Below are 21,863 nucleotides of genomic sequence, written 5' to 3'. Positions count from 1 at the left end.
AGCGACGGTTAAGGCCATGTCCAGACCCCCTTACGATGAAGGGCATGACCACGGCAACGGCGCCCAGCACCCACCCCCTCGTCGACAAGCACGCCGAGCTACTCGCGCAGGCGACCACGGCCCTGGCGGAGCGGTCCTACTTCAGCCGGTTCCCCGAGTCGCCCTCCCCCCGCGTCTACGGCGAGGGGTCGGCCGAGGCCGGCCAGGCGGCATACGAAGCCTTGCGGGACAGTGCTTTTGGTGGCCTGGGTGAGGTGCGCACCGATGGTGGGTGGGTCGGCGAGGAGGTCTCGCCCTACGGGCCCGCCCTGGGGATCACCTACCCGCACCTCGACCTCGACGCGGCCCTGGCGGCTGCGGCCGACGCAACGCCCGCATGGCGTGACGCCGGTGCCCGCACCCGTGCGGCGGTCTGCGTCGAGATCGTCGAACAGATCAACGCGCGCTCGTTCGAGATCGCCCACTCGGTGATGCACACGACCGGGCAGCCGTTCGTGATGGCGTTCCAGGCCGCCGGGCCGCACGCGCAGGACCGGGCGCTCGAGTCGATCGTCGCCGGCCTCGTCGAGCAGGAGCGCGTGCCCGCGTCCGTGGTCTGGGAGAAGCCCGGCCGCGACAAGGAGGGCAACCCCGCACCGCTGCGGATGCAGAAGGACTACCGCGTGGTGCCGCGCGGTGTCGCCCTCGTCATCGGCTGCAACACCTTCCCGACGTGGAACGGCTACCCGGGGCTGTTCGCCTCACTGGTCACCGGCAACCCCGTCATCGTGAAGCCGCACCCACGGGCCGTGCTTCCCCTCGCCATCTCCGTCGCCGTGTGCCGTGAGGTTCTCTCCGCTGCCGGCTTCAGTCCCGACCTGGTCCAGCTCGCGCCCGAGTCCGAGGGTGAGGGCCTGGCCAAGGTGCTCGCCGAGCGCGACGAGGTCCGGATCATCGACTACACCGGCGGCCCGGGCTTCGGCGGCTGGCTCGAGGAGAACGGCGCCGGTCGTGGCCAGCTCGTCTACACCGAGAAGGCCGGCGTCAACACGATCGTCGTCGACTCGACCGACAACCTGCGCGGGGTGCTGGGCAACCTGGCGTTCTCGCTCGCGCTCTACTCGGGTCAGATGTGCACGACCCCGCAGAACATCTACGTCCCGCGAGACGGCATCGCCACCGACGAGGGCCACCTGTCGTTCGAGGACTTCGGTGGTCGCCTCGCGGCGGCCGTGGGCAAGCTCACCGGTGACGACGCCCGCGCCGTCGAGCTGCTCGGTGCGACGGTCAACGACGGGGTCCGCGCCAACGCCGCGGGTCTCGCGGCGCTCGCCGAGGAGGCGGGTGGCACGGTGGTCCTCGACTCGCGCGTGGTCAGCCACCCGGCATACCCCGACGCGGTGGTCCGCGCCCCCGGCCTCGTGAGCATGGACGCGAGCCGCGAGGACGTCTACACCCAGGAGTGCTTCGGGCCGGTGACCTTCCTCATCGCGACGTCCGGGACCGACCAGTCGCTGGCACAGTTCCGTGACACGGTGCGCGAGCACGGGGCGATGACGGCGGCGGTCTACTCCACGAGCGAGGACGTCCTCGACGCCGCCCGCGATGCCGCGGCGGACGCGGGAGTCGCGCTGTCGGAGAACCTCACCGGCCCGGTGTTCGTCAACCAGACCGCGGCGTTCTCGGACTTCCACGGCACCGGCGCCAACCCGGCGGCCAACTCCGCCTACGTCGACGCGGCGTTCGTGGCCAACCGGTTCCGGGTCGTCACCTCCCGCCGCCACGTCTAGCTCGTCAAGGCCCGCGCATCTGGCACGATCGGGTCCATGAACTTCGTCATCAAGGTCGCAGTCAACGCGGTGGCACTGTGGGTGGCCGCGTGGCTCGTGTCGGGCATCAGCTTCGGGGAGGGCAAGTTCGGCTCGAAGTTCGCGACCGTGCTGCTGGTCGCCCTGGTCTTCGGGCTGGTCAACGCCGTCGTCAAGCCGATCGCCAAGCTGCTCAGCTTCCCGTTCATCATCCTGACGCTCGGGTTGTTCACGTTCATCGTGAACGCCTTCATGCTCCAGCTGACCGAGTGGATCGCCGAACCGCTGGGGCTCAGCTTCACGATCGACCACTTCTTCTGGGACGCGGTGCTCGGCGCCATCATCATCACGATCGTCTCGATGGTCCTGGGCTGGGTCATCCCGGACGGCGACGACGACTGACGCGCGCGCGCCTCGCTGACCTCCGACCGGGCGGCCGACCCCGCAAGCGCGCGACACCTAGAGTGAACCCATGAGCGACACTGCCTCTACGAACGACACCGACGTCCGCCTGCGCGCGGCCCTCGACCAGGTGCCCGCCTACGTCCCCGGCAAGCCCGCGGCCGCGCCCGCGGGCGTCACGGCATACAAGATCTCGTCCAACGAGAACCCGTATCCGCCGCTGCCGTCGGTCCTCGACGTGGTGCGCGAGGCGGCCGGTGCGATCAACCGCTACCCCGACATGGCCGTCACGGAGCTCACCCAGGCACTCGCCGAAACCCTCGGGGTCCCGGCCGAGCACATCGCCACCGGCACGGGTTCGGTCGGCGTCCTCGGCCAGGTCATCGCCGCCACCTGCGACCCCGGCGACGAGGTCGTCTACGCCTGGCGGTCGTTCGAGGCCTACCCGATCGTCACGGCCCTCGCGGGGGCGAGCTCGGTCCAGGTCGGGCTCGACGACCACGCCCGCCACCGGCTCGACGCGATGCAGGCCGCGATCACCGACCGCACCAAGGTCGTCATCGTCTGCACCCCCAACAACCCCACCGGCCCGATGGTGACCCACGCCGAGCTCGAGCGGTTCCTCGAGGCCGTCCCGAGCCGTGTGCTGGTCGTCATCGACGAGGCCTACGTCGAGTTCGTGACGGACGAGGAGGCGCCGCGCAGCCTGGAGCTCTACCGCGACCGCCCCAACGTGATGGTGCTGCGCACCTTCTCCAAGGCCTACGGCCTGGCCGGCCTGCGCATCGGGTATGCCGTGGCGCACCCCCCGGTCGCGTCTGCCCTGCGCAAGACGGCGACGCCTTTCGGCGTGAACTCGATCGCGCAGGCCGCGGCGGTGGCCTCGCTCAAGGCGTTCGACGAGCTGAAGGAGCGCGTGGACGCCCTTGTCGCAGAACGCACTCGGGTGGTCGAGATGCTGCGCGGCCAGGGCTGGTTCATCCCCGAGACGCAGGCCAACTTCGTGTGGTTCGGGCTCGGAGACCGGTCCGGCGACTTCACGGCCGCTGCCCAGGAGGCGGGCCTGATGCTGCGCCAGTACGGCAACGACGGCGTCCGCGCGACCATCGGCGAGACCGAGGCCAACGACGTGCTGATCCGGGTGGCCGGCGAGTTCCTCACGGAGCACCCGATCGACCCCGCCTGACCGCCCTCGCGGGGTAGGTCGGGCCTTGCCCGGGCTCGTCGTCCCTTTGGGGGAGGCGCAGGGCGTGACGGCGGGAGGACAGTCGGCTGAACACTCCCGGAGGGTTCTGCCATGACCGATGTGACTGATGTCCGCCCCACCATCCCGGAGTTCTCGGGCCGGCAGCTGGCGCCGGGCGACGACGGGTACGACCAGTCCCGCAGCGTCTTCAACGGCATGGTCGACCGGTCGCCGAGCCTGATCGCGACCTGTCGCAGCGCTTCCGACGTGGCGGCCGCGATCAGCTACGCGCGGGCGTCCGGCCTGCCGATCTCCGTCTACGGCGGCGGTCACTCGGTCCAGGGCTCGGCCGTGGTCGACGGCGGCCTGTGCGTCGACCTGCGCGGCCTGCGCGACATCGAGGTCGACCCGGCGACATCGACGGCGCAGGTGGGCGGCGGGTGCACCTGGGGAGAGCTCGACGCCGCCACCCAGGAGCACGGGCTCGCCGTGACCGGCGGGCGGGTCTCGTCGACCGGCGTCGGCGGCCTGGCGCTGGGCAGCGGCAGCGGGTGGCTGGAGCGCAGGCTCGGGTTCACCTGCGACAACCTCCTGGAGGCACAGGTCGTCACCGCGGACGGCAGCGTCGTCACCGCGTCGGAGACCGAGCACCCCGACCTGTTCTGGGCCCTGCGCGGCGGTGGCGGCAACTTCGGCGTCGTCACCCGCTTCACCCTGCGGCTGCACCCGATCGGCCCGCTGGTCTTCGGCGGCATGCTCATGTACCCGGCGCCGATGGGTGCCGCGGTGCTGCGCAACTTCCGTGACTTCATCGCCAGCGCCCCCGACGAGGTGGGCGGCGGCGTCGCCTTCATCACCGCCCCGCCGATCGAGATGGTGCCCGAGCCGGCTCGTGGCAAGCCAGCCGTCGGTGTGATCGTGAGCTACACGGGCCCGCTCGAGGACGCCGAGACGGTGCTGGCGCCGCTGCTGACGTTCGGCCCGCCGGCCTTCGCGCAGGTGGGTCCGATGCCCTACCTGGCCCTCCAGCAGATGCTCGACGACGCCAACCCGCACGGCATGCAGAACTACTGGACCGCCGACTTCTTCGACGCGCTGCCGGACGAGGCGGTGGAGACCCTCGCGTCCCTGGCGAGCGCGCCGGTGTCGCCGCTCAGCCAGGTCATCATCGTGCCGGGTGGCGGTGCCGTCGCGCGCGTGCCGGAGGACGCCACGGCGTTCGGCGAGCGGCAGGCCGCGTTCAACATCCACTACCTGTCGATGTGGCCCGACCCGGCCGACACCGAGGCGAACATCGCGCACACCCGCACCCTGGCAGGCGCCATGAAGCCGTGGACGACCGGCGCGGTCTACCTCAACTTCATCGGCGACGAGGGCCGCGAACGGATCGAGAGCTCCTTCGGCGAGGCCAAGCTGGCCCGGCTGCGGGCTATCAAGGCGCAGTGGGACCCGGACAACGTGTTCCGGCACAACCAGAACATCGCACCTGCGGGTTGAGCGCCGCACCCATCCCGGGGCCGAGCAGCCCCAGGTAGTCGAGCGCCTCCCGGCGCGACAGACTGGGGCCATGGTCGACACCTGGCTCCCCCCGTACCTCGCCCGCCCGGACCGCTACGGCCCGATGCCCTACCGCAAGGTGGGCCAGAGCGGACTGCGACTCCCGGCGGTCAGCCTCGGCCTCTGGCACAACTTCGGGGACGACAAGCCGTTGGACGTCCAGCGCGCGATCCTGCGGCGGGCCTTCGACATCGGCATCACGCACTTCGACCTGGCCAACAACTACGGACCGCCCTACGGCGCGGCCGAGGCCAACTTCGGGCGCCACTTCGCCGCCGACTTCCGGCCCTACCGCGACGAGCTCGTCATCAGCTCCAAGGCCGGCTACGACATGTGGCCCGGCCCCTATGGCATCGGCGGCTCCCGCAAGTACCTCCTGGCCAGCCTGGACCAGAGCCTGACCCGGATGGGCCTGGACTACGTCGACATCTTCTACAGCCACTGCCCCGACGAGGACACTCCGCTCGAGGAGACGATGGGAGCCCTCGCCACCGCGGTCCAGCAGGGCAAGGCGTTGTATGCCGGTATCTCCAGCTACTCGCCCGAGCGCACCGAGCGTGCGGCCGAGGTGCTCGAGCAGATGGGCGTCCCGCTGCTCATCCACCAGCCGTCGTACTCGATGGTGAACCGCTGGATCGAGGGCGGCCTGCTCGACACCCTGGGTGAGCGGGGCATCGGCTGCATCGCGTTCAGCCCGCTGGCCCAGGGGATGCTGACGAACAAGTACCTGGGCGGCATACCCGAGGGGTCACGCGCCAGCCAGGGGAAGTCGCTGTCGCCCGACCTGCTGACCGACGAGTCGCTGGCCCACATCCGCAAGCTCGACGACCTCGCGACCGAGCGCGGCCAGTCCCTCGCCCAGCTGGCGCTGGCGTGGGCCCTGCGCGACGAGCGGGTGACCTCGGTCCTGATCGGGGCGTCCTCGGTCGGGCAGCTCGAGGACTCGGCCGCGGCGGTCAGCAACCTGCGGTTCAGCGACGCCGAGCTCGAGGAGATCGACCGCGACGCCGTCGACGCCGGGATCGACCTCTGGCGCTCCCAGTCCCGCCTCACCTGAGGTGTGACCCCACCTTTATCGGGTTTAGGGACAAAGGGCGGCTTCCCCCCGGAACCGTTCCCGGGTGAAGCCCACCTTTATCGGGTCACCCGATAAAGGTGGGGTATGCCGCGGCGAGCCAGCCGCGCGGCATACAAAGGTGCAGGTGGTGAGCACGCAGGAGTCCGGATTCTGAGATTTCCCGGTGCTGCCGATATCTTGGGCCTCAGCAAGGCCCACACGTGGGCGCCGCCACAAACCGGCGCCCCAAGCCTGCCGCAGATCCAGCAGCGGAGACCCCGCCAGGGTTACCGCGGCCCGAGCCGACGATCCGCCACCCGCGGCTCGACGGAAGAAGGAGTGCCTGTGAGCGACAACGCAGTCGCCAAGTCCGGCAGCAACGACGCCGCGACCTCGGCCACCAGTCCCGCCGAGGACGAGGTGCTGGCCGAGCTCACTGCCCCGGTCCCGGAGGTCGGTGACGGTGGACCCGAGATGATCCAGCTGCTCACCCCCGAGGGCCAGCGCGTCGAGAACACCGAGTACGACGAGTACGTCAAGGACCTGACCGACGAGGACCTGCGCGGCTTCTACCGCGACCTCGTCCTCATCCGCCGCGTCGACGCCGAGGCCACCGCGCTGCAGCGCCAGGGCGAGCTCGGCATCTGGGCCAGCCTGCTCGGCCAGGAGGCCGCCCAGGTCGGCTCCGGTCGTGCGATGCGCCCGCAGGACTACGCCTTCCCGACCTACCGCGAGCACGGCGTCGCCTGGTGCCGCGGGGTCAACCCGCTCAACCTGCTCGGCCTCTTCCGTGGCGTCAACCACGGTGGCTGGGACCCGAACGAGAAGAACTTCCACCTCTACACGATCGTCATCGGCGCGCAGACGCTGCACGCGACCGGCTATGCCATGGGCATCCAGCGCGACGGCGACGTCGGCACCGGCGACGACGAGCGCGACGCCGCCGTGATCGCCTACTTCGGCGACGGCGCGACCGCCCAGGGTGACGTCAACGAGTCGTTCGTCTACGCCGCGGTCAACAACGCCCCGGTCGTCTTCTTCTGCCAGAACAACCAGTGGGCCATCTCCGAGCCCAACGAGCGCCAGACGCGCATCCCGCTCTACCAGCGCGCGCGCGGCTTCGGCTTCCCCGGCGTGCGGGTCGACGGCAACGACGTGCTGGCCGTGTATGCCGTGACCCAGCAGGCGCTCAACGCGGCCCGTTCCGGCAACGGCCCGACCTTCATCGAGGCCTACACCTACCGCATGGGCGCGCACACCACCTCGGACGACCCGACCAAGTACCGCGTCTCCGCCGAGGTCGAGGTGTGGAAGCACCGCGACCCCATCGAGCGGCTGAAGTCCTACCTGGTGCACACCCAGAAGGCTGACCAGGCCTTCTTCGACACGATCGAGGCCGAGGCCGACGAGCTGGCCGTCGCCGTCCGCGAGGGCTGCCTGTCGATGCCCGACCCGACCCCGGACTCGATGTTCGACCACATCTACGTCGAGGAGCACCCCGTCGTCGAGGCAGAGCGCAAGGAGTTCGCCGCCTACCACGCCGGCTTCGAGGGCGAGGGGAGCCACTGATGACCAGCATGACGATCGCCAAGGGCATCAACAACGGCCTGCGCGCCGCCATGGAGCGCGACCCCAAGGTCGTCCTCATGGGTGAGGACATCGGCAAGCTCGGTGGCGTCTTCCGCGTCACCGACGGCCTCCAGAAGGACTTCGGCGAGGACCGCGTCATCGACACCCCGCTCGCGGAGGCCGGCATCGTCGGCACCGCGATCGGCATGGCGCTGCGCGGCTACCGCCCCGTCGTCGAGATCCAGTTCGACGGGTTCATCTACCCCGCGTTCGACCACATCGTCAGCCAGGTCGCCAAGATGCGGGCCCGCTCGCTCGGCAAGGTCAAGCTGCCGATGGTCATCCGCATCCCCGTCGGCGGGGGCATCGGAGCGGTCGAGCACCACTCCGAGTCCAACGAGGCCTACTTCGCGCATACCGCGGGCCTCAAGGTCGTCTGCTGTTCCAACGCCGAGGACGCCTACTGGATGATCCAGCAGGCCATCGAGTCCGACGACCCGGTGCTGTTCTACGAACCCAAGCGCCGCTACTGGGACAAGGGCGACGTGGACGAGTCCGCCGCCCCCCGCGCCCTGCTCAAGGCGCAGGTATGCCGCGAGGGCACCGACGCGACGCTTGTCGCCTACGGCCCCATGGTCAAGACCTGCCTCCAGGCGGCCGAGGCCGCCGCCGCAGAGGGCAAGAACCTCGAGGTCATCGACCTGCGGACGCTCAGCCCGCTCGACCTCGACACCATCGCGGCGTCCGTCGAGAAGACCGGCCGGGCCGTCATCGTGCACGAGGCGTCGACCTTCCTCGGCATGGGTGCCGAGATCGCGGCAGCCCTGCAGCAGCGGTGCTTCTACCACCTCGAGGCTCCCGTGCTCCGGGTCGGCGGCTACAACCTGCCCTACCCGCCGAGCAAGCTCGAGGAGGAGTTCCTCCCCGACCTCGACCGGGTGCTCGACGCCGTCGACCGCTCACTGGCCTTCTGAGAGAGGCGCGAAAACGCATGGCTGTCAAAGAGTTCAAGCTTCCAGACCCCGGTGAGGGCCTGACCGAAGCCGAGATCGTCACCTGGAACGTCAAGGTCGGCGACACCGTCAAGGTCAACGACATCATCGTCGAGATCGAGACCGCCAAGTCGCTCGTCGAGCTGCCGGTGCCGTTCGCCGGCACCGTGACGGCGCTGCACGTCTCCGAGGGCGACACGGTGGAGGTCGGCACGCCGATCATCTCCGTCGACACCGCAGGTGGACCGGTCCAGACTGCCCCGGTGCAGGACGCCCCAGCAGCCGGCGCCGTCGAGCCCGGCATCGAGGGCTCGCCCGCTCCCAAGATGGCGGCCGCAGCGGCAGCCGCCTCGGATGACGAGGAGATCGAGGAGGGCAAGATCGGCGGCACCACGTCGACCGGTCGCACGGCCGTCCTCGTCGGCTACGGCGTCAAGCAGACCGAGGCCAAGCGCCGCCCCCGCAAGGGCGACTCCGCCGCCTCGGCAGCCCCAGTGGCACCGGCCGTCCAGCCGGCCAGCAGCCCGGCCGAGGACCAGCCGGTCGCGACCGTGCCGGCTGTGCCCGTCGCCCGTGAGGGTGGCGCCCGCGCGCTGGCCAAGCCGCCGGTCCGCAAGTACGCCAAGGACCTCGGCATCGACCTGGCCGCGGTCGCGGGTTCCGGTGAGGGCGGCATCATCAGCCGCGCCGACATCGACGCCCACGCCGCGGGGACCTCCCAGCCGGCCACCACGGCGCCGGCCGCTCCGACGGGAGCCGGCCAGCCGGCATACGTCGCACCGGTCTTCACCCGTGGTGGCGAGCGCGAGACGCGCATCCCGATCAAGGGGGTCCGCAAGATGACCGCGCAGGCCATGGTCGGCAGCGCGTTCACGGCTCCGCACGTCACCGAGTGGGTCACCATCGACGCGACCGCGACCATGGAGCTCGTCGAGCGCCTCAAGAAGGACCGCGAGTTCAAGGACGTCAAGGTCACGCCGCTGCTGGTGCTGGCCAAGGCGATGACCGTGGCGATCCGACGCCACCCCGAGATCAATGCCACGTGGGACGAGGCCGCCCAGGAGATCGTGGTCAAGAACTACGTCAACCTCGGCATCGCCGCCGCTACCCCGCGGGGCCTGATCGTCCCGAACATCAAGGACGCCGACCAGCTGTCGATGCGCCAGCTGGCCGAGGCCATCGGCGCGCTGACGGCGACCGCTCGGGAAGGCCGCACCCAGCCCGCCGAGATGTCCGGCGGCACGATCACGATCACCAACGTCGGCGTCTTCGGCGTGGACACCGGCACCCCGATCATCAACCCGGGCGAGTCGGCGATCCTGGCGTTCGGTGCGATCCGTCGGCAGCCGTGGGTCGTCACGGCCGCGGACGGCACCGAGACGATCGAGCCTCGCTGGGTCACCCAGCTGGCCCTGTCGTTCGACCACCGGCTGGTCGACGGCGAGCTCGGCAGCAAGTTCATCGCCGACGTCGGCGCCATCCTGGCCGACCCGGCGCGAGGCCTCGTCTGGGGCTGAGAAGACCGCTCAGCAAACGCCTGGAAGGCCCGCACCGGAGACGGTGCGGGCCTTCGCGCATGGGCTACTCGTCGCCGCGCAGGGTGAACGACCGCAGCCGGTCACCGGTGAACCAGAGCGACGCGAGGGTGAGGACCGTCGCGGCGACCAGGGCGTAGGCCAGCCCGGTGCCGGGACCGCTCACCTGCGGGCTGATCTCTTGGGCGACCCCGCGCCCCCACGCCCCGATGGAGACCCACTTGATCCCGCCGAGGAGCGAGCCGAGCAGCCCCTCCCACAGCAGGGCGAAGAGCAGCCCGATGACGACGGCGTGCCGGGTGAAGGCTGCCAGTGCGAGGAACAACGCCGTGTACGCCGTGCCCGCCAACACCCCGGCGACACCCCACGCGACGGCTTGGCGCGCGTCCGCGCTGTCGAGGACCAGGCCTGCGACCAGGAGGGGCAGACCCCCGAGCGCGACCGTGGCAGCCCACGCGACCGCGAACTTGCTGAGGGCGATGACGTGTCGGCTCACCGGTTTGGAGATCAGGTAGACGATCGACCCGTCGTCGACCTCGGGACCGAGCACCGCGGTGGCGGCGAGGAGCGCGACAAGGGGCAGCGCGAGCGTGAAGCCCAGATGGAGCACGGCGTCGTAGCCGACGGCGTCGTCGGTCAGCGCCGCGACGATGACGGCGAGGGCCAGCAGCACGGCGGGGATGATGACCAGCACCAGGCCGCGGCGACGGCCGAGGAGGGCCTGGCGGGAAAGGCGCAGGATCGTCTGGTTCACGGTCAGCCCCCCACCAGGTAGGCGAAGACGCTCTCGAGCGACTCGTCGGTCGGCGTCAGCTCGAGGATCCGTATGCCGTGCTGCCGGGCCACCTGCGGCAGCCGGACCGCGAAGGCGCCGAAGTCGGAGACGGACACGTCCACGCCGCCCTTCGGGCGCAGCGACACCGCGACCACGGACGGCTCGGCGATCAGCGCGCTGGCCAGGCCACGGTCGTCGTCGCCCACCACGACGTACTGCACCGGGCGGTCGGTCATCAGCCTGCGGATCTGGCCGAAGTCGCCCGACGCCGCATGACGTCCGGACACGACGACCTCGATCTGCCGGGCCACCTGCTCGACCTCCTCGAGGATGTGCGAGCTGAAGAGCACGGTGCGACCCTCGGACCCCATCCGACGGAGCACGGTCATCAGGTGGAGCCGCTGGCGGGGGTCGACGCCGTTGAACGGCTCGTCGAGCAGGAGGACGGCGGGGTCGTGCACGAGCGCGGACGCGAGCTTCACGCGCTGCCGCATGCCCTTGGAGTAGGTCCCGATCCGGCGGGCTGCGGGCTCGCCCATCTCGACCACGTCGAGGGCGCGTTCGGTCGCGGCGCCGGGGTCGGCCAGCCCGTGCAGCTCGGCGTTCGCCTGCACGAACTCACGACCGGTGAGGTAACCGAAGCTCAGCTCGCGCTCGGGCACCAGGCCGATCGCGCGGTAGGCGTCGGTGTGCCGCCAGATCGGTGTGCCGTCGAGGGTCACCGAGCCGGCCGACGGCGCCAGGAAGCCGCTCATCAGGGCGATGAGCGTGGTCTTCCCCGCACCGTTCGGTCCGAGCAGGCCGGTCACTCCGGGTCGCACCGTCATCGAGATGCCGTTGACGGCCACGACGTTGCCGTACCACCTGGAGGCCTGGTCGATCGTGATGACGCTCATGCCGTCGCGACCCGTCGGTAGCGCCACACCAGGCCGCCCAGGCAGGCGGCGGACAGGCCGACGAACACGACGACGTAGGCGGTTTGCATCGGCACGCCCGTCGGTGGCGTCGCGATCTCGCCGTCGGCCCACATCGCCATCAGCCCGCGGTAGAGGGAGTAGGGCGAGAAGAGCCCCGCGACCTCACCGACCCGTGGGTGGTGCTCCTCGCCGGCGATGCCCTGGATCGCCGTCACGATCCCGTTGCCCAGCAACAGGAGCGCGATGGTGGCGACCACGGCAAACCCACGTCGGGTCGACCACGAGGCGATCAGCCCGGCCACGCCGGCCAGCGACAGGGCGAGCAGCACTGCCAACCCGGCGCCCACGGCAGCTTCGCGGGACTGGTCGGACACGTCGAGCTCCCCCAGCAGCGCCACGGCATACAGGATCAGGACGGGGAGCAGCAGGAAGACCAGGGTCGCGCCGAGGAGGGAGCCCCAGCGGGCGACGGCGTAGGTGGCAGACGGCAGCGGGCGCGCGAGGTAGAGCGAGATGGTGCCGTGCCGCAGGTCGCGCGAGAAGAGCACCGGCGCCTGCGAGGCGACGAAGATGCCGAGCAGCACCTGCGTCGTCGAGGCGTACTGCGCGTAGCCGACCGGCAGCTCCTTGAGGCCGACCAGCACCATCACGCCACCGATGATGACGGCCGGCAGGACGTTGAGGCCGAGCAGGATGAAGGGCAGCACCTTCGACCGGCCGGAGCGGCCGAGGCCGAACGCGTTGCGGAACCCGGTGACCAGCAACGCCCGGGCAATGGCCGTGGGTCCGAGCCGTGGACCGGTGTACGGGCGGTACCCGAGGTCGTGGATGACGCTGCGGCCCTCGGGGGTGGCTGATGACGGGTCGGTGGAGAGCTCACTCATCAGAGCCATGCCCCTCGACAGCGCCATGCCCCTCGACAGCGCCAGGCCCATCAACGAACACATCCTCGATGCGACGGTGGTCGACCTGGAGCCGCACCAGCCCGACCCCGAGGTCGCTCGCGGTGTCGCGGATCAGGTCGTGCACCTCGTGCCCGTCGGGCTGCCCAGCCGTGGCGTCGACGGTCAGGAGGGCGCCCCGCGGAGTGGTGGCCACGCCGGCAGCGGCCAGCGCCCGCGCCATGCGAGCGGTCGCGTCGTCACCGAGGACCTCGACCAGCAGGACGCCCGTGGCGTCGAGGAACTCGTCGGTGCGCGAGGCCCGCAGGAGGTGGCCGCCGTCGAGCACGACGACGTGGTCGCTCACCCGCTCGAGCTCGCCGAGCAGGTGCGAGGTCACGATGACCGCGATCCCGAAGTCGTGCCCGATCCGCTGGACCAGGCCGAGCATCTCCTCGCGCGCGGCGGGGTCGAGGCCGTTGGTCGGCTCGTCGAGCAGCACCAGACGGGGGTCGTGGGCCAGGGCCTGGGCGAGCTTGGCCTTCTGCTTCATGCCGGTGGAGTAGCCGCCCATCGGCCGGTAGCGCTCCTCGGCCAGCCCGACGTGGCGCAGCACCTCGGCCGCTCGCTCACGGGCCGCGACCTTGGGCAGCCCCGACATCATCGCCAGGTGCACGACGAAGTCACTCGCGCTCACGTCGGGGGGCAGGCAGTCGTGCTCCGGGAGGTAGCCGACGGCCGCCCGGATGGCCGACCCCTGGGTCGCGATGTCGTGGCCGAGCACGTGCGCCCTGCCGCCGGTCGCGGGGACCAGGCCGAGCAGGATCTTGAGCAACGTCGACTTGCCGGCCCCGTTGGCTCCCACCAGTCCCGTGATCCCCGGGCCGATCTCGAGGTCGAGCGAGTCCAGCGCGAGCACCGGACCGTAGTCCTTGGTGAGGCGCTGGGTCTGCACCACGACCCCCGCGTGAACTGATTCCACGCGAGCCACAGTAGCCGCGCAGGTCGGGTCGACCGGCGCGGCTACGTGGAGATTCAGGGGAGGTTCGGTGCAGATTCAGGGCGGGGTCAGGGAAGACCCCTACGTCAGTGACCGATGGCGGGAGGTGCGGTGACAGCGGCGTCTGCGGCTTCAGCGTCGGCCTTGTCGGAGTCAGCCTTGTCGGAGTCAGCCTTGTCGGCAGCGCCGCGCTCCGAGTAGGCCGAGCCACCACGCAGCTCGACGTGCGGCAGCAGCAGCATCACGAGGAAGCCGACCACCATCACCCCGGCACCCACGAGGAAGACCAGGTCCATCGAGTTCGAGAATCCCTGGAGGAACGGCTTGGCCAGCCGCGGGTCGAGGTCGTTGAGGAACGAGCTGTCCTTGAGGACCCCTCCCGCGGTGCCGCCGGCCTGACCGGCCGCCGACGACAGGCCCTTGGCGAACTCGGCGTTGGCCGGGTCGGCCAGCGCCGCCTGGAAGTCCTTGGTGCCGGCCGACGCCTTGAGCGCGGTGGCGATCTTGTCGGGCACCGTCGAGAACAGGATGGAAAGGAACACCGCGGTGCCGAGCGTGCCGCCGATCTGCCGGGTGAAGGTCGCCGACGAGGTCGCGACACCGATCAGCCGCGGTGAGACGGCGTTCTGCACGGCGAGGGTGAGCGGCTGGAAGTTGAAGCCGAGCCCGAGCCCGAAGGCCACCATCACGATGCTGGTCTGCCACAGCGGGGTGTCCGCCTTGATGAAGTGGAAGACGAACAGCGCGAGCGCCAGCAGGGCCGAGCCGATGATCGGGAACCGGCGGTAGCGCCCTGTGCGGCTGATGATCTGGCCCGAGACGATCGAGCCGACCATGATGCCGAGGGTCAGGGGGAGCAACAGCAGACCGGCCTTGGTCGGCGACGCGCCCTTGACGATCTGCAGGTAGAGCGGCAGCGAGGCGAGGCCACCGAACATGGCCATCCCGATGAGCACCGACGCCCCGGACGCGACCGCGACGGTCCGCTCCTGGAACAGCGTGAGCGGCAGCAGGGCCTCGTCCTTCATGGCGCGCTCGACGAGCAGGAAGGCGATGACGCCGATGATCCCGACGACGTAGCAGGCGATCGACCGCCCGGAGCCCCAGCCCCAGTCGCGGCCCTGTTCGGCGACGAGCAGCAGCGGGACGAGCCCGAGGGTCAGCGTGGCCGCCCCCCACCAGTCGATCCGGTGGTCGAGGCGGGTGTGCTGCAGGTGCAGCGTGCGTGAGACGACGAGCAGCGCGACGATGCCGATCGGCACGTTCACGAGGAATACCCAGCGCCAGCCGTCGACACCGAGGATGCTCGACTGGCCCGCGAGGAACCCGCCGATGACCGGACCGAGGACGCTCGAGGTGCCGAACACGGCGAGGAAGTAGCCCTGGTACTTGGCGCGCTCACGCGGCGGCACGATGTCGCCGATGATTGCGAGGGCGAGCGAGAAGAGACCGCCGGCGCCGAGGCCCTGGACGGCGCGGTAGAACGCCAGCTGCAGCATCGACTGGGACAGGGTGCAGAGCACCGAGCCGACGACGAAGATCGTGATCGCGGCCGAGAAGAACTTCTTGCGACCGTAGATGTCGCTCAGCTTGCCGTAGAGCGGCGTCACGATCGTCGAGGTGATCAGGTAGGCCGTGGTCGCCCACGCCTGCTCGTCGAGACCCTTGAGGTCGTCGGCGATCGTGCGGATCGACGTGGCCACGATGGTCTGGTCGAGGGCGGCGAGGAACATCCCCATCATCAGGCCGGTCAGGATCGTGATGATCTGGCGGTGTGTGAGGGGTCCGTCTGGACGGGCGGGGGCGGCGGCTGCCATGTCAGTTCTCCGTGGAAAGAGTGGGGCTGGAAAGAGGGGGGCTGGACGGTGCGGGACCAACAAGCGTGGAGGTGGGCGTGGAGGTGGAGCCGGGGCGGCGGGCGACCAGCTGCTCGCGGAAGCCCTCGAGGTCGGCGCCGAACCGCTCCAGGTGACCGGCGAAGTCGCTGGCCTCCTCGGCGGTCCAGTCGGCCATCAGCTCACCGAACCACTCGGTCCGCTGCTGCTGGATGCCGGCGAGCAGGGTCTGGCCCTCGTCGCTGAGACGGACGACCTGGGCGCGGCCGTCGTCGGGGTCGCTGACCTTGTCGACGAGACCGTGGGCCTCGAGGGTGCTGACCTGCCGGCTGACCGTCGAGACGTCGGAGTGGACGCACTCGGCGAGCACCGAGACCCGCCGGGGCTCGGCGGCCAGGTTGAACAGGATCGGGTAGGCGGTGGCGTCCACCGCGGGGTGGATGCGTGGCGCGTGCTGGCGCAGGGCCTGCAGGAGCTTCATCAGCCGGATCAGGCCGACGCTGACGCGTTCAGCCGTCTGCCGGTCGAGGTGGTGCGTGGACATGGGCGACCTGGGATCTGTGCAGAAAGTTGCTTGCGACATACAAGTATCACGAGATGGTTGTGTGGTGCAAGCAACGACCCGGCCGACGGCCGACGAGCGGAGAGGTGGGTCAGGGAACGAGGACCAGGTTCTCCAGCACTCGGCGGGCCACGTCCTCGTCGCCCTGCACCGTGAAGTGGATGTCCTCCAGCCCACCGCGCCCGGCAGCCCGTCGGGTGAGGGCGTCGGTCGAGAGGGTGATCGTCGTGAAGACGTCGTCGGGGTCCCCGTCGTGGGCAATGCCCGAGAACAGGGGTATGCCGCGCGGCTTGCCGTCGTCGCTGGCCTCCACCCACACGCCTGCTCGCCCGGTCACCGGTCCGGTGCTGTCGATGATCACGACGTTGCCGGGCTCGATGCCCGCGTCGCGTGCCACCATCCTCGGCAGCGAGGCGAAGAGCTGCTCCATGAACACGGTCGCGCCACCGGAGTCGAGGTTGCCGGGCCGACGCAACGCCTGGCGGATGTCCTGCTCATGGGTCCAGATGTCGAGGATCCTGGTGCGGAGGTTCTCGCCCGCCGGCGCCGGCCCCCACGCTCCCCGAACGATGGTCTCGAGCGTCATGTCCGGCGCGCTGAACTGCTCCACCCGTTGCGCCACAATGGTTTCCAGCTCGCTGACCACCTTGGCCCCCAGCATCCCCCGCCGCAGCTCCACCGACCGCTCGATGAACTTGCCGGCTTCGTGGCGCACGTGGTCGTAGTCGGGCAGGTCCACGCGCGGGACGTCACCGGTGTGCAGCCACGACTCCAGGCCCACCACGTGCGAGATCTGGTCCTTCACCGTCCAGCCGGGGCAGGCCGTCGGGAGGTCGAAGTCGGCATCCGAGCAGGACCGACCCAGGTCGATGACTGCCTGGGTCGTCTGCTGGTAGGCCGTGACGAGTCCGGCCAGGTCTTCGGGTGCTGCCGGGTGCAAGGACATGGCTCCACCATACTTAGGCTGTCGCCATGACCTCTCCCGTCGCCAAGACCGTGAACGCCCCCGCGGCGCCCTCGGCTCCCTTGGGGCGGCTGGCGCTCCTGGCGCTCGTGCTGGCGGCCCTGGTGGCGCTCCCGCTGGCGGCCGTCATCGGCGAGGCCGCGACGGCCCCGGTCATCGGCGACCCCGGGGGCTTCGTCCGGTGGGGATTGCTCTACGCCCGGGTGGTCCACGACCTCGCCGCCGCGGTGACGGTGGGGCTGCTCGTCCACGCGGCATACCTCGTGCCTGAGACGACGCGCACGAGCCGCCGGCTGACCGCCACCAGGCTTGCGGGCATCGCCGCCGGGCTGTGGGCGCTCGCCGGCGCCGCCGGGTCCGTGCTCGGCATGGCCGACCTGATCGGGGTCCCGCTCTCCGACCCGTCGTTCGCGCAGCAGTTCACGACCTTCGCCTGGCGGATCGAGCCGACCCGGGTCGCGTTGATCACGGCGGGCGTCGCAGCCCTCGTCTCCGTCCTCGCCCTGGTCGTCACCAGCCGGGCCGCGATGGCCTGGCTCTCGGTGATCTCGGTGCTCGGCGTGCTGCCTCTCGCGCTCGCGGGACACGCGGCCGGGGCGACCGACCACAGCACCGCCGTCAACGCGCTCGCGGCCCACCTCGTCGCAGTCACCGTCTGGGTCGGTGGCCTGCTCGCCCTCGCGGTGCTGAAGCCGATCCTGGGCCGCGACCTCGCCCCCACGGCGGCGCGATTCTCGACCCTGGCCGGCTGGTGCTTCGCGGCGGTGGCCCTGTCGGGCCTGCAGAGTGCCCTGATCCGGGTGGGCACGTGGAGCGACCTCGGCACGCGTTACGGCGTGCTCCTCGTCGTCAAGAGCGTGGCGCTCCTCCTGCTCGGGTATGCCGGGTGGCGCCACCGTCGCTCGCTCCTGGCGGGCCTCGAGCGGGGCCGGACCACCACCTTCCTACGCCTCGTCGCGGCCGAGCTCGTCGTCATGGGGGTGGCGCTGGGAACCGCGGTTGCCCTCTCGCGCAGTGCGCCACCGGTGCCTGACGTGCCCGTCGCGGACGCCTCCCGCACCTTCGCCCTGACCGGCTATCCCGACCCCGGGCCGCTCTCGGGGTCCTCGTGGCTGACGACCTGGACGACCGACTGGCTGTGGCTGAGCCTCGCGGTCGTGGCTGTGGGGACCTACGTCGCCGGCGTGCTGCGGCTGCGCCGCCGTGGCGACGCGTGGCCGGTGCACCGGACGGTCGTGTGGGTCCTGGGCTGGGCGGTGTTCGCCTACGCGACCTCGGGCGCGCCGGGGGTCTACGGTCGCGTGCTGTTCTCGATGCACATGGTCATGCACATGGTCATCGCGATGCTCGTGCCCCTGTTGCTCGTGCCGGCAGCGCCGATCCTGCTCGCCCTGCGCGCCCTGCCGGCCCGCACCGACAAGACCTGGGGGCCCCGCGAGGTCGTCCTCCAGGTGGTGCAGTCGCGGGTGCTCAAAGTGGTCGCCAACCCGGTCGTCGCGGCGGCCCTCTTCTTCTTCAGCCTCGCGATCTTCTACTACTCACCGCTGTTCGAGCTGGCCCTGCGCACCCACACGGGGCACGTCCTGATGGTCGTGCACTTCCTTCTCACGGGCTACCTGTTCACCTGGGTGCTCATCGGCATCGACCCCGGCCCGAAGAAGTGGCCGCCGATCATGCTGCTCGTCGTGCTGTTCGCGACCATGTCGTTCCACGCGTTCTTCGGCGTGGTCATGACCGGCAGCACGACGGTGCTGGCCCCTGACTTCTTCGAGGCGCTCAAGCTGCCGTGGATGAGCGACGTCCTCGGCAACCAGCGCGAAGCCGGCGCCATCGCGTGGGGCATCGGCGAGGCCCCGACCGTGATCCTCACCCTGCTCGTCGCGATGGCCTGGGTGCGCACCGACCGCGCCGAGACCAAGCGCAAGGACCGGCAGGCCGACCGCGACGGGGATGCAGAGCTGGCCGCCTACAACGCACACTTGAAGGAGCTGAGGCGTCGAGACGACCAACGACACGATCAGCGACGACACGACCAGCAACGACACGATCAGCGAAGCGAGGAGCGGCAGTGACCATGCGGGTTGCGGTGCTGCAGATCGCGTACGGCGACGACGAACTCATGGCGGAGCGTGTCACGCGCGTCGCCGACCTGGTGCGCGCCCAGGCCGGTCACGACCTCGTGGTGCTGCCCGAGCTCTGGGCGCCGGGCGGCTTCTCCTACCGCGAGTGGGATGCGCGCGCCCAGCCCGTCGACGGCCCGATCGGTGCCGCGATGTCCGCCGCCGCCCGTGACGCCGGGGTCATGCTCCACGCCGGGTCCATCGTCGAACGCCCCGCGGCGGGAGACACGAGCTGGAAAGAGAAGAGCTCGGACGGCCACGGACTCTGGAACACCTCGCTCGTCTACGCCGCGGACGGAAGTCTCGTCGCGGCATACCGCAAGATCCACCGGTTCGGTTTCGGCTCTGGCGAACCGAAGCTGATGGACGCCGGCGAGGACATCGTCCTGGTCGACCTGCCGAGCACAGGACCCAGGCAGGACAACGCTCCGCACCGCGCGGCGCTGTCGACGTGCTACGACCTGCGGTTCCCCGAGCTCTATCGCCGCCAGCTCGACGCAGGCGCCACCGTCTTCGTCATCCCGGCCGCATGGCCCGCGGCGCGCGTGCGGCACTGGACCCTGCTCGCCCACGCGCGTGCCATCGAGAACCAGTGCGTCGTCATCGCCTGCAACACCGCGGGCACCCACGCGGGCACCCCGATGGGCGGCCACTCGCAGGTGATCTCGGCGACGGGCGAAGCGCTGGCCATGGCCGGCAGCGGCGAGGAAGTGCTCAGCGTCGACGTCGACCTGGCTGCGGTGACCACCTGGCGCGAGCAGTTCCCCGTCCTGCAGGACCGGCGACTGAAATACCCCCTGTGAAGAGTGCTGCCGTGAAGAGAGACGCTCGCCTGCGCGCGCCCGAGCTGGTCGGGCGGGGCTGGCTCAACACCGGTGGCGAACCGGTGACGTTGGCCGACCTGCGCGGGCGCATCGTCGTGCTCGACTTCTGGACGTTCTGCTGCGTCAACTGCCTGCACGTCCTCGACGAGCTCCGTCCGCTCGAGGAGAAGTACGCGGACTCCCTTGTCCTGATCGGCGTCCACTCCCCGAAGTTCGAGCACGAGGCCGACCCCGACGCCCTCGCCGCTGCGGTCGAGCGCTACGCCGTGCACCACCCGGTGCTCGACGACCCCGACCTCGTCACGTGGCAGGCCTACACCGCCCGCGCGTGGCCGACGCTGGTCGTCATCGACCCCGAGGGCTACATCGTCGCCTCGATGTCCGGCGAAGGACACGGCCACGGCCTGTCGGTCCTCATCGAGGAGCTGATCGCCTCGCACAGCGCCAAGGGCACCCTGCGCCAAGGCAACTCGCCGTATGCCGCGCCGGCACCTGCCCAGACCGCGCTGCGGTTCCCGGGCAAGGCGGCCGCCCTGCCGGACGGTTCGTTCCTCGTCTCCGACACGGCGCACCACGAGCTCGTGTGGCTCGAACCCGACCTGGAGACCGAACGCCGACGCTTCGCCGGCACGAACGAGTCCGGTCCGCTGAACGAGCCGCAGGGGGTGCTGGTCCTCCCGGCGGACACGGCTGAGCGAGTCGGCTACGACGTGGTCGTCGCGGACTCCGTCAAGCACCGGATCCTCGGGCTGCGGCTCGCCGATGGAACCTGGACGGTGCTCGCCGGGACGGGCCGCCAGCTGCGCGAACGGTCTGGCATCGGCCCGGCCCTCAAGCAGGACCTCTCGACGCCCTGGGACCTGGCCTGGTTCATCGGTAGGGTCGTCATCGCGATGGCCGGGACCCATCAGCTGTGGGCCCTGCACCTGGCCACCGACCCGGCCGACAACACGGTCGCGGTGCTCGGGGGCACCTCCGCGGAGGGCATTCGCGACGGAGCGGCGGACGAGGCGTGGTTCGCCCAGCCGTCGGGGCTCGCGGTGTCGGAGGAGGGGTCGCGCCTGTGGGTCGCGGACTCCGAGACCTCCGCGCTGCGATCGCTCGACGTCACCGACGAAGGCTTCGTCGTCACCACCCACGTGGGTCAGGGCCTGTTCGACTTCGGCCACCGGGACGGCACGGCTGACGACGCGCTGCTCCAGCACCCCCTCGGCGTGACCGTCCTGCCGGATGGCTCGGTGGCCATCAGCGACACCTACAACGGCGCGATCCGCCGGTTCGATCCGGTCACCCGCGAAGTCAGCACCCTGGCCACTGGCCTGCGCGAGCCCTCCGATGCCGTCGTCGAGCTGACCGAGGTCGGCGACACCCAGTCCCCGAACCGTTCGAGTGTCGCGCCTCGAGCGCGCCTGGTGGTGGTCGAGTCGGCGGCCCACCAGCTCGTGCGGATCCCGTTGCCCGACAAGGCCCAGCACGTCGACGGCCTCGCCCAGCGCACCCAGCGACCCCGCACCGAGGTCGCGCCAGGTCCCCTGACCCTGACGGTCAGCTTCTCCCCGCCCACGGGGCAGAAGCTCGACTTCCGCTGGGGCGAGCCGACTCGGTTAATGGTGTCGGCGACCCCCGAGGGCCTGCTGCGCGAAGGTGCTGGCAGCGCCGAAGGCCTGACGCGCACGCTGACCCTCGACCCGGCGGCCGGCGACGGAGTGCTGCACATCTCGGTGCAGGCCGCATCGTGCGACGGCGACCCCGAGACCGGCGAGGTGCCCGAGCACGCCGCCTGCCACCTCTACCAACAGGACTGGGGTATCCCCGTTGTGCTGGTCGACGGCGCCACCACCGAACTGACCCTCGACCTGCGAGGCGTCTGACCTACGAGTGGGCGGGCGCGCGCGTAGCG

Annotated in this window: 18 protein-coding genes; 11 read left to right on the top strand and 7 right to left on the bottom strand. The window is 70.6% G+C overall.

Annotated elements, in window-relative coordinates; translation table 11 throughout:
- Positions 1-44 precede the first annotated feature (44 nt).
- From paaN to AC1DWR_RS16695, 8 genes are all read left to right on the top strand, one after another.
- Positions 45-1,769 carry a phenylacetic acid degradation protein PaaN gene (paaN, locus tag AC1DWR_RS16730; RefSeq protein ID WP_477624841.1) on the top strand — a complete coding sequence of 575 codons (1,725 nt, stop codon included), beginning with the start codon at positions 45-47 and terminating at the stop codon, positions 1,767-1,769.
- A 36-nt stretch (positions 1,770-1,805) separates the two neighbouring features.
- Positions 1,806-2,189, top strand: coding sequence for a phage holin family protein (locus AC1DWR_RS16725; RefSeq protein WP_477614353.1), 384 nt, complete (start codon positions 1,806-1,808; stop codon positions 2,187-2,189).
- Positions 2,190-2,259: 70 nt separating this feature from the next.
- Entirely contained in the window at positions 2,260-3,375 is a 1,116-nt protein-coding gene (gene hisC / locus AC1DWR_RS16720; RefSeq protein WP_477624840.1) for a histidinol-phosphate transaminase, read from the top strand.
- A 111-nt stretch (positions 3,376-3,486) separates the two neighbouring features.
- Positions 3,487-4,872 carry an FAD-binding oxidoreductase gene (locus tag AC1DWR_RS16715; RefSeq protein ID WP_477614356.1) on the top strand — a complete coding sequence of 462 codons (1,386 nt, stop codon included), beginning with the start codon at positions 3,487-3,489 and terminating at the stop codon, positions 4,870-4,872.
- A gap of 70 nt (positions 4,873-4,942) precedes the next feature.
- On the top strand, positions 4,943-5,989 hold the full coding sequence (mgrA, locus tag AC1DWR_RS16710) for an L-glyceraldehyde 3-phosphate reductase (protein WP_477624839.1): 1,047 nt from the start codon (positions 4,943-4,945) through the stop codon (positions 5,987-5,989).
- A gap of 345 nt (positions 5,990-6,334) precedes the next feature.
- Positions 6,335-7,558 carry a pyruvate dehydrogenase (acetyl-transferring) E1 component subunit alpha gene (gene pdhA, locus AC1DWR_RS16705; protein ID WP_477614358.1) on the top strand — a complete coding sequence of 408 codons (1,224 nt, stop codon included), beginning with the start codon at positions 6,335-6,337 and terminating at the stop codon, positions 7,556-7,558.
- Entirely contained in the window at positions 7,558-8,532 is a 975-nt protein-coding gene (locus AC1DWR_RS16700; protein WP_477614359.1) for an alpha-ketoacid dehydrogenase subunit beta, read from the top strand. The genes pdhA and AC1DWR_RS16700 overlap by 1 nt, the downstream gene beginning before the upstream one ends.
- A 17-nt stretch (positions 8,533-8,549) precedes the next feature.
- A complete protein-coding gene (locus tag AC1DWR_RS16695; RefSeq protein WP_477614360.1) occupies positions 8,550-10,067 on the top strand; it encodes a dihydrolipoamide acetyltransferase family protein in 1,518 nt (505 codons plus the stop codon).
- Positions 10,068-10,131: 64 nt separating this feature from the next.
- Here AC1DWR_RS16695 and AC1DWR_RS16690 read toward each other — a convergent pair whose 3' ends face one another.
- The 7 genes from AC1DWR_RS16690 to AC1DWR_RS16660 form a co-directional block, all read right to left on the bottom strand.
- Complete coding sequence (locus AC1DWR_RS16690; protein ID WP_477614361.1) at positions 10,132-10,839, bottom strand: ABC transporter permease; 708 nt, start codon at positions 10,837-10,839, stop codon at positions 10,132-10,134.
- Between the two features lie 2 nt (positions 10,840-10,841).
- Positions 10,842-11,756, bottom strand: coding sequence for an ABC transporter ATP-binding protein (locus AC1DWR_RS16685; protein ID WP_477614362.1), 915 nt, complete (start codon positions 11,754-11,756; stop codon positions 10,842-10,844).
- Positions 11,753-12,661: a hypothetical protein gene (locus AC1DWR_RS16680; protein ID WP_477614363.1), complete on the bottom strand. Its 909-nt coding sequence runs from the start codon at positions 12,659-12,661 to the stop codon at positions 11,753-11,755. The genes AC1DWR_RS16685 and AC1DWR_RS16680 overlap by 4 nt, the downstream gene beginning before the upstream one ends.
- Entirely contained in the window at positions 12,654-13,640 is a 987-nt protein-coding gene (locus AC1DWR_RS16675; RefSeq protein ID WP_477624838.1) for an ABC transporter ATP-binding protein, read from the bottom strand. The genes AC1DWR_RS16680 and AC1DWR_RS16675 overlap by 8 nt, the downstream gene beginning before the upstream one ends.
- A 104-nt stretch (positions 13,641-13,744) precedes the next feature.
- A complete protein-coding gene (locus AC1DWR_RS16670; protein WP_477614365.1) occupies positions 13,745-15,475 on the bottom strand; it encodes an MDR family MFS transporter in 1,731 nt (576 codons plus the stop codon).
- A 1-nt stretch (position 15,476) separates the two neighbouring features.
- Positions 15,477-16,037, bottom strand: a complete 561-nt coding sequence (locus AC1DWR_RS16665) for a MarR family winged helix-turn-helix transcriptional regulator (protein ID WP_477614366.1) — start codon at positions 16,035-16,037, stop codon at positions 15,477-15,479.
- Positions 16,038-16,146: 109 nt separating this feature from the next.
- A complete protein-coding gene (locus AC1DWR_RS16660; protein WP_477614367.1) occupies positions 16,147-17,001 on the bottom strand; it encodes a maleylpyruvate isomerase family mycothiol-dependent enzyme in 855 nt (284 codons plus the stop codon).
- 26 nt (positions 17,002-17,027) lie between these two features.
- Between AC1DWR_RS16660 and AC1DWR_RS16655 the strand changes: the two genes are divergently transcribed.
- The 3 genes from AC1DWR_RS16655 to AC1DWR_RS16645 are packed head-to-tail and all read left to right on the top strand — an operon-like array spanning position 17,028 to position 21,834.
- Positions 17,028-19,091 (top strand): bifunctional copper resistance protein CopD/cytochrome c oxidase assembly protein, encoded by a 2,064-nt coding sequence (locus AC1DWR_RS16655; protein ID WP_477624837.1) that lies wholly within the window; start codon positions 17,028-17,030, stop codon positions 19,089-19,091.
- 2 nt (positions 19,092-19,093) lie between these two features.
- Positions 19,094-19,942, top strand: a complete 849-nt coding sequence (locus tag AC1DWR_RS16650; protein ID WP_477624867.1) for a nitrilase-related carbon-nitrogen hydrolase — start codon at positions 19,094-19,096, stop codon at positions 19,940-19,942.
- 11 nt (positions 19,943-19,953) lie between these two features.
- Positions 19,954-21,834: an NHL domain-containing thioredoxin family protein gene (locus tag AC1DWR_RS16645; protein ID WP_477624836.1), complete on the top strand. Its 1,881-nt coding sequence runs from the start codon at positions 19,954-19,956 to the stop codon at positions 21,832-21,834.
- Positions 21,835-21,863 lie beyond the last annotated feature (29 nt).

It is taken from the genome of Pedococcus sp. P2_E2 (assembly GCF_056403955.1).
This window is presented reverse-complemented; position numbering and strand designations above follow the sequence as displayed.

Excerpts from the sequence above, each read along its gene's own strand:
- paaN (WP_477624841.1), top strand. The coding sequence starts at position 45 with ATGACCACGGCAACGGCGCCCAGCACCCACCCCCTCGTCGACAAGCAC.
- AC1DWR_RS16725 (WP_477614353.1), top strand. The coding sequence starts at position 1,806 with ATGAACTTCGTCATCAAGGTCGCAGTCAACGCGGTGGCACTGTGGGTG.
- hisC (WP_477624840.1), top strand. The coding sequence starts at position 2,260 with ATGAGCGACACTGCCTCTACGAACGACACCGACGTCCGCCTGCGCGCG.
- AC1DWR_RS16715 (WP_477614356.1), top strand. The coding sequence starts at position 3,487 with ATGACCGATGTGACTGATGTCCGCCCCACCATCCCGGAGTTCTCGGGC.
- mgrA (WP_477624839.1), top strand. The coding sequence starts at position 4,943 with ATGGTCGACACCTGGCTCCCCCCGTACCTCGCCCGCCCGGACCGCTAC.
- AC1DWR_RS16700 (WP_477614359.1), top strand. The coding sequence starts at position 7,558 with ATGACCAGCATGACGATCGCCAAGGGCATCAACAACGGCCTGCGCGCC.
- AC1DWR_RS16695 (WP_477614360.1), top strand. The coding sequence starts at position 8,550 with ATGGCTGTCAAAGAGTTCAAGCTTCCAGACCCCGGTGAGGGCCTGACC.
- AC1DWR_RS16685 (WP_477614362.1), bottom strand. The coding sequence starts at position 11,756 with ATGAGCGTCATCACGATCGACCAGGCCTCCAGGTGGTACGGCAACGTC.
- AC1DWR_RS16680 (WP_477614363.1), bottom strand. The coding sequence starts at position 12,661 with ATGAGTGAGCTCTCCACCGACCCGTCATCAGCCACCCCCGAGGGCCGC.
- AC1DWR_RS16670 (WP_477614365.1), bottom strand. The coding sequence starts at position 15,475 with ATGGCAGCCGCCGCCCCCGCCCGTCCAGACGGACCCCTCACACACCGC.
- AC1DWR_RS16665 (WP_477614366.1), bottom strand. The coding sequence starts at position 16,037 with ATGTCCACGCACCACCTCGACCGGCAGACGGCTGAACGCGTCAGCGTC.
- AC1DWR_RS16660 (WP_477614367.1), bottom strand. The coding sequence starts at position 17,001 with ATGTCCTTGCACCCGGCAGCACCCGAAGACCTGGCCGGACTCGTCACG.
- AC1DWR_RS16655 (WP_477624837.1), top strand. The coding sequence starts at position 17,028 with ATGACCTCTCCCGTCGCCAAGACCGTGAACGCCCCCGCGGCGCCCTCG.
- AC1DWR_RS16650 (WP_477624867.1), top strand. The coding sequence starts at position 19,094 with ATGCGGGTTGCGGTGCTGCAGATCGCGTACGGCGACGACGAACTCATG.